This window comes from Endozoicomonas atrinae (assembly GCF_001647025.1).
GTDB classification, from domain to species: domain Bacteria; phylum Pseudomonadota; class Gammaproteobacteria; order Pseudomonadales; family Endozoicomonadaceae; genus Endozoicomonas; species Endozoicomonas atrinae.
This window is the reverse complement of record NZ_LUKQ02000050.1, coordinates 24,460-30,614: the sequence shown is the minus strand read 5'-3', so window position 1 is coordinate 30,614 and position 6,155 is coordinate 24,460. Positions and strand designations below refer to the sequence as shown.

Below are 6,155 nucleotides of genomic sequence, written 5' to 3'. Positions count from 1 at the left end.
GAAAATCAACATCATTAAAACCTTCGGGTAGCTGTGGTCGACGAGACATCTGTTCTAGATAATGCATGGTAATGATGCCTAAGCATAGTTGGCGGCAGCTTAAGGATTTAGAAAATGCGATTGGTATTACACAATCCAAATAGTTCAGAAACCACACCAAACTGCATTCCAAAGCAGTATTTCTTAAGTACCTACTGCAAAAAATCAAGGGGACGTTACCATCCAACCAGTTGGTAACGCCCCCAATGACATCAAGATAACAAGGCTTCCTAAAACCTTCTTAAACAGTTAATACCCAAAGGATCTTATGCAAGCTCTTTGATTCGATACCACAGCATCCCCAGTGCCAGTAGCGGCGAGCGGAAATACCGTCCACCGGGGAAGGTCATATGGCGAATATTGGCAAATACATCAAACCGTTCTGCCTGACCAGAGATAGCTTCTGCCAGCACCCTGCCGGCCATATGGGTAGCATTTACACCATGGCCGGAATAAGCCTGTGCAAAGTAAATGTTTGACCCCAGTCGACCAATCTGCGGCATCCGGTTGGCACCAATCCCGATCATTCCTCCCCACTGATACTCGATGGAAGCATTTTCCAGCTGAGGAAAGACCTTCAACATCTTCGGTCGAAGCGATGCCTCAATATCTTTAGGATCACGCCCGGAGTAGTTGCACATACCACCAAACAACAGTCGTTTATCATCAGAAAGGCGGAAATAATCAAGCGCAATGCTGACATCGCAGATAGCCGAGTCCTCTGGTATCAGGTTTTTCCAGACCTTTTCCTCCAGCCTTTCTGTGGCGATGATATAACTGCCCGCCGGTAACACTTTCCCGCCGATCTTGGGTTCCAGGTTCCCAAGATAGGCATTCCCTGCCAGTACCAGAAACTGACAGGTTACCGAACCCTTTGCCGTTTCAACCCTGGGCAGGTCACCCTTATGGATTTTCACAACCGGCGAATTTTCAAAAAACTGAACGCCCAATCCTTCTGCAACGCGAGCCTCACCAAGGCAGAGATTCAGCGGATGGAGATGACCACTTCCCGAATCCAGCATTCCGCCAATATACCGGTCAGTGTTCACATACTGTTTGATATCATCCTGTGATAGCAGCCGAAGCTCATGAGCATAATGGCGTTTTTTCAGAGACTCATAATCTTCCGCAATCTCATCCATCTGTTTTGGCTTGATCGCCGCATCCACATACCCCATTTTCAGGTCACACTGAATATCGTATTTCTGGACACGCTCACGCACCAGCTCAACCGCCTCATACCCCATCCGATGGATTGCCTCCACCCCATCACTGCCGATCTGGTTTCTAAACTGTTCAGGTTCTTCACCAATCCCCCGAATCAGCTGACCACCATTTCGTCCTGTTGCCCCCCAACCGATTTTACGGGCTTCCAGAACGACAACACGATAGCCCCGCTCAGCCAGCTCCAGGGCTGTGGCAACGCCAGAGAAACCACCGCCAACAACACAGACATCTACGGACAGGCTACCTTCCAGTTCAGGGTATTCTGTTTCAAAGTTCAGTGAAGCGGCGTAGTAAGAGTTCGCATGCGCTTCAGTATGCACTGGTGCTTTGAGTTTCATCATTCATTCCCTGTTTTATATTTTTAAGGCAAAAGGTCTTTCATCTGGTACCACAGCATACCGATGGCCAGCATGGGGGAGCGAAGGTTCTCTCCTCCAGGAAAGCGGTGGTGACGAATGCGGTCAAACACATCAAACCGACCGGCTTGCCCATCAATAGCTTCTGCAATCAGCTGAGCGGCCATGTGAGTTGCATTAACTCCGTGGCCTGAATAACCCTGGGCATAATAGGTAGTAGGTGACAGGCGGCCTATCTGCGGGATGCGATTAGCCGAAATACCAATCCAGCCGCCCCATTCATAATCAACGGTCACCTGATCCAGTTGAGGAAAGATTTTTTTCATTCTGGGTAATAAACTGCCAGAAATACTTTTAGGATCATGCCCCGTATAGTTACATCGTCCACCAAAAAGCAAACGACCATCAGCTGATAGCCGGAAATAGTGCAACAGGGCATTGTGATCACAAACGGCATAATTTTCTGGCAATATCTCGTGCCGAACAGCCTCGCTTAACGGTTCTGTTGCTATGATATAACTGCCTGCTGGCAGCACTTTACCATTCAAGCGTGGCTCAAGGCTTCCAAGGTACGCATTACCACACAGAACAACGAAGTCAGACTCAACTACACCGTCCCCTGTTATCACCTGATGTTTACCGGAAACTCCCGGTGATTTCATCGCAGTAACTCTGGAGTGTTCAATAAAACAGAACGCCAAGCTTCTCTGCTGCATCTACTTCTCCCAGGCAGAGATTCATAGGGTGTAAGTGCCCACTCCCCTCATCAACCAGGCCTCCGATATAGCGACTGCTGCCAATGACCTTTGACAACTCAGAAGACTGCAATAATCGAAGCCTGTGTGGATACCCCTGCTGCTTCAGCAAATCCAGCTCTCCAGCCAGAGACGTCATATGTCGTTGCTTCAGAGCTGCATCGAGGTACCCCATTTGCAGGTCACATTGAATACGGTACCTGCTGATGATTGAGCGAACCCTTTCTACCGACTCAAAGCCCATGCGATTAATGGCCTCAACCCCTTCTCTTCCAATCAGGAGCTGATAGCGTTCAGGTGACTCACCAAGCCCCCGGATTAACTGTCCCCCACTGCGTCCCGTTGCACCCCAGGCGATTTTCCTCGCCTCCAGTACAACAACACGATAGCCTTTCTCAGCCAGAGCCAACGCAGTGCCCACACCACTGAAGCCTCCACCGACAATACAAACATCAGCCTTCACTTTCCCCTTGAGTGCAGGGTAATTTGTCTGTCGATTGGCAGTCGCAGCATACCAGGAACAGGCATGCTCTTCAGTGTGTACAGGTGATGAGGTAACCATATTGTTATTTTTCTTGAGGTAGGTCGGAGGGGTAACGTATCTGTCTACACCATTTTAGATACACAATTAAAGCCTCTGAACATATTCAGAGGCTGTTCAGTTTAATCCAGTGCAATCCAGGTGGATTTCAATTCCGTGTATTTATCAAAGGCATGGAGAGACTTATCCCGGCCATTACCCGACTGCTTGAACCCACCAAAAGGAACCGTCATATCCCCACCGTGGTAATTGTTGATAAACACAGAACCCGCTCTGAGTCGTCTGGATACCTGGTGCGCTCTGCTCAGGTTACTGGTCCACAACGCTGCAGCCAGACCATAGTCGGTATCATTGGCAATACGGATTGCCTCTTCTTCATCATTGAAGGAAATCACGGACAGCACCGGCCCAAAGATTTCTTCCTGGGCAATGGCCATCTGGTTATCAACCTGATCGAACACCGTGGGTTCAATATAATACCCCCCGGTTTCCTCCATAACCCGGCTTCCTCCCATCACCAGCTTTGCACCTTCCTGCTTTCCGGTCTCGATATAACGGAGAACATTACGGGTCTGAATATCATCCACGATAGCGCCTGACGTGGTTTCAGGGTCCAGAGGGTGTCCAGGACGCCAGGTTTCCATGTGCTTTTTCAACAGTGATATAAATTCGTCGTGTATTGAGGCTTCAACCAGGAGTCGGGAACCCGCAGTGCATACCTCTCCCTGGTTATAGCCAATGGCCATGGCGGCATAGCTGGCTGCTTTTTCAAGATCTGGTGCATCGGCAAAGACAATATGAGGGCTTTTGCCACCAGCTTCCAGCCATACCCGCTTCATATTCGACTCACCGGCATAGATCATCAATTGCCGTGCAACTTTGGTAGAACCGGTGAAGGCAAGACAGTCAACATCCGGATGAAGTGCCAGCGCTTTTCCGGCGGTATGGCCAAAGCCCGGCAGTACCTGTAAAACGCCTTTGGGTAAACCAGCCTCTTCTGCCAGCTCTGCCACTCTGATCGCGGTCAGTGGTGACTTTTCTGAAGGCTTGAGAATCACACTGTTACCGGTTGCCAATGCTGGTCCAAGCTTCCAGGAGGCCATACTTAAGGGGAAGTTCCAGGGAACAATCGCGGCAACCACACCAACCGCTTCCCTGGTAACCAGGGCAAGGCTGTCCTCACCGACCGGCGCCACTTCATCGTAAATCTTATCAATGGCCTCTGCACACCAGCGAATACAGTTGGCACTGCTGGGGATGTCATCGCCCAGAGCGTCATTGATGGGCTTACCCATATCAATGGACTCCAGCAGAGCGAGTTCTTCCAGGTGATCATCTATTTTACTGGCAAAGGCCTGAAGAATTTTCTTGCGGGCAGCTGGAGACTTACGGGCCCAGGCCCCGGACTCAAACGTTGAACGGGCAGCCGAAACCGCACGATTCACATCCGCTTCATCACAACTGGCTACGCGAGTCAGAAGCTTGCCATCCACAGGAGAAATACAATCAAAGGTTTCACCGCTGGCAGCATCGGTGTACTCACCGTTTATCCAGGCCTGACTGCGGATTTCAAGCCCATCTGCCATAGCCTGCCATTGTGCGCGAGTTCTGGTCGCCATAACTGCTCCTGTTCTTATTGTTTGAGGGCACTATAGGTAATGAATAAAAGCACATTAACGAAATGCAGTACTTGATTCAATACAGATTGTTTGAAATATTGTACACACTGTTTGAAATGATGTGCGCCACTGATACCACTGACTTCAGTAATCAGGATGTGCAAAACATTGGCTTAATAATAATAAAGGTAAGGGAAATGACTGAGCTGACCCTGAGCAAGCCCACAGCAACTGTCCAAAAAAGCCACAACACCCCGAATAGCGAAGCCAGCTCACTGGACGCGTTCTGGATGCCATTCACAGCGAATCGCCAGTTCAAGCAACAGCCACGCATGCTGACCAGTGCAGAAGGTATGTACTATCAGGACGACAAAGGTCGACCGGTTCTGGATGGCTGTGCGGGTCTATGGTGTGTCAATGCCGGTCATGGTCGCAGAGAGATCTCCGATGCGGTAGCCCGTCAGGTTGCCAAACTGGACTACGCACCTCCCTTTCAAATGGGTCACCCTTTAGCGTTCGAGTTTGCAGAACGTCTGGCAAACATTGCTCCCGGCAACCTGAACCACATTTTCTTTACCAACTCAGGCTCAGAGTCTGTAGAGACTGCCCTGAAGATTGCCCTTGGCTACCATCGCATCAAAGGAGAAGGTACACGACAAAGACTGGTTGGTCGTGAGCGTGGTTACCATGGTGTGAATTTTGGTGGCATCTCTGTTGGGGGGATTGGTAACAATCGCAAAATGTTCGGTAACGCCCTGAGTGGCGTCGATCACTTGCCACACACCCTTAACATCAACCTGAACGCCTTTACCAAAGGTCTGCCTGAGCACGGTGTTGAACTGGCTGATGCCCTAGAACAAATCATTGCCCTGCACGATGCCAGCAATATTGCTGCGGTTATTGTTGAGCCCATGTCCGGCTCCGGCGGCGTTATCATGCCACCTAAAGGTTATCTGCAGCGCCTGCGTGAGATCACCCGAAAGCACGGTATTCTCCTGATTTTTGATGAAGTAATCACCGGGTTTGGCCGGGTTGGTAAAGCCTTTGCCTCCGAGCGCTGGGGAGTTGAGCCTGATATTATGACCACGGCCAAAGGCCTTACCAATGGTGTAATACCAATGGGTGCCGTATTCGTCAGCGATGAAATACACGACACATACATGACTGGCCCTGAGAATATGACCGAGCTGTTCCACGGCTATACCTATTCAGGACACCCGGTTGCCTGTGCCGCAGGTCTGGCCGCCCTTGATCTCTATGAGAAAGAGGGTCTGTTTGAGCGGGCTATCGAACTGGAGGACCACTTTGCTGAATCCCTGCTGAGCCTGAAGGACCTGCCCAATGTGATCGATATTCGCAACACCGGATTGGTTGCCGCCATTGAGCTTGCACCGGAACAGGGCAAGCCCGGAGAACGAGGCTACAAAGCGTTCAAGCATGCCTACGAAAATGGCGTACTGGTACGCTGGACTGGTGACATACTGGCCATGTCACCGCCTCTGATCATAGAACCGACACATATTGACCAGCTGGTATCCGCACTGCGTGATGGCATATTAGTTGCTAATAGATAACCGAAAATAAAAAATGCAGCGTATTTCTCACAGAAAAGAGCTGC

At 50.2% G+C, this 6,155-nt stretch carries 5 protein-coding genes; 1 reads left to right on the top strand and 4 read right to left on the bottom strand.

Annotated elements, in window-relative coordinates:
• Positions 1-305: 305 nt before the first annotated feature.
• The 4 genes from AK963_RS09460 to AK963_RS09450 all read right to left on the bottom strand — a co-directional run bounded on the left by AK963_RS09460 (position 306) and on the right by AK963_RS09450 (position 4,537).
• Entirely contained in the window at positions 306-1,607 is a 1,302-nt protein-coding gene (locus AK963_RS09460; protein ID WP_274520507.1) for an NAD(P)/FAD-dependent oxidoreductase, read from the bottom strand.
• Between the two features lie 20 nt (positions 1,608-1,627).
• Entirely contained in the window at positions 1,628-2,338 is a 711-nt protein-coding gene (locus AK963_RS36600) for an NAD(P)/FAD-dependent oxidoreductase (RefSeq protein ID WP_139117329.1), read from the bottom strand.
• Positions 2,304-2,939: an NAD(P)/FAD-dependent oxidoreductase gene (locus AK963_RS36595; RefSeq protein ID WP_139117328.1), complete on the bottom strand. Its 636-nt coding sequence runs from the start codon at positions 2,937-2,939 to the stop codon at positions 2,304-2,306. The genes AK963_RS36600 and AK963_RS36595 overlap by 35 nt, the downstream gene beginning before the upstream one ends.
• Before the next feature lie 101 nt (positions 2,940-3,040).
• Positions 3,041-4,537, bottom strand: coding sequence for an aldehyde dehydrogenase (locus AK963_RS09450; protein ID WP_066015212.1), 1,497 nt, complete (start codon positions 4,535-4,537; stop codon positions 3,041-3,043).
• Between the two features lie 197 nt (positions 4,538-4,734).
• Here AK963_RS09450 and aptA point away from each other — a divergent pair, with 197 nt between their 5' ends.
• Positions 4,735-6,111 carry an omega-aminotransferase AptA gene (gene aptA / locus AK963_RS09445; protein ID WP_066015217.1) on the top strand — a complete coding sequence of 459 codons (1,377 nt, stop codon included), beginning with the start codon at positions 4,735-4,737 and terminating at the stop codon, positions 6,109-6,111.
• Positions 6,112-6,155: the final 44 nt, after the last annotated feature.

Coding starts and splice junctions, on each gene's coding strand:
- AK963_RS09460 (WP_274520507.1), bottom strand. CDS start 1,607: ATGATGAAACTCAAAGCACCAGTGCATACTGAAGCGCATGCGAACTCT.
- AK963_RS36600 (WP_139117329.1), bottom strand. CDS start 2,338: ATGCAGCAGAGAAGCTTGGCGTTCTGTTTTATTGAACACTCCAGAGTT.
- AK963_RS36595 (WP_139117328.1), bottom strand. CDS start 2,939: ATGGTTACCTCATCACCTGTACACACTGAAGAGCATGCCTGTTCCTGG.
- AK963_RS09450 (WP_066015212.1), bottom strand. CDS start 4,537: ATGGCGACCAGAACTCGCGCACAATGGCAGGCTATGGCAGATGGGCTT.
- aptA (WP_066015217.1), top strand. CDS start 4,735: ATGACTGAGCTGACCCTGAGCAAGCCCACAGCAACTGTCCAAAAAAGC.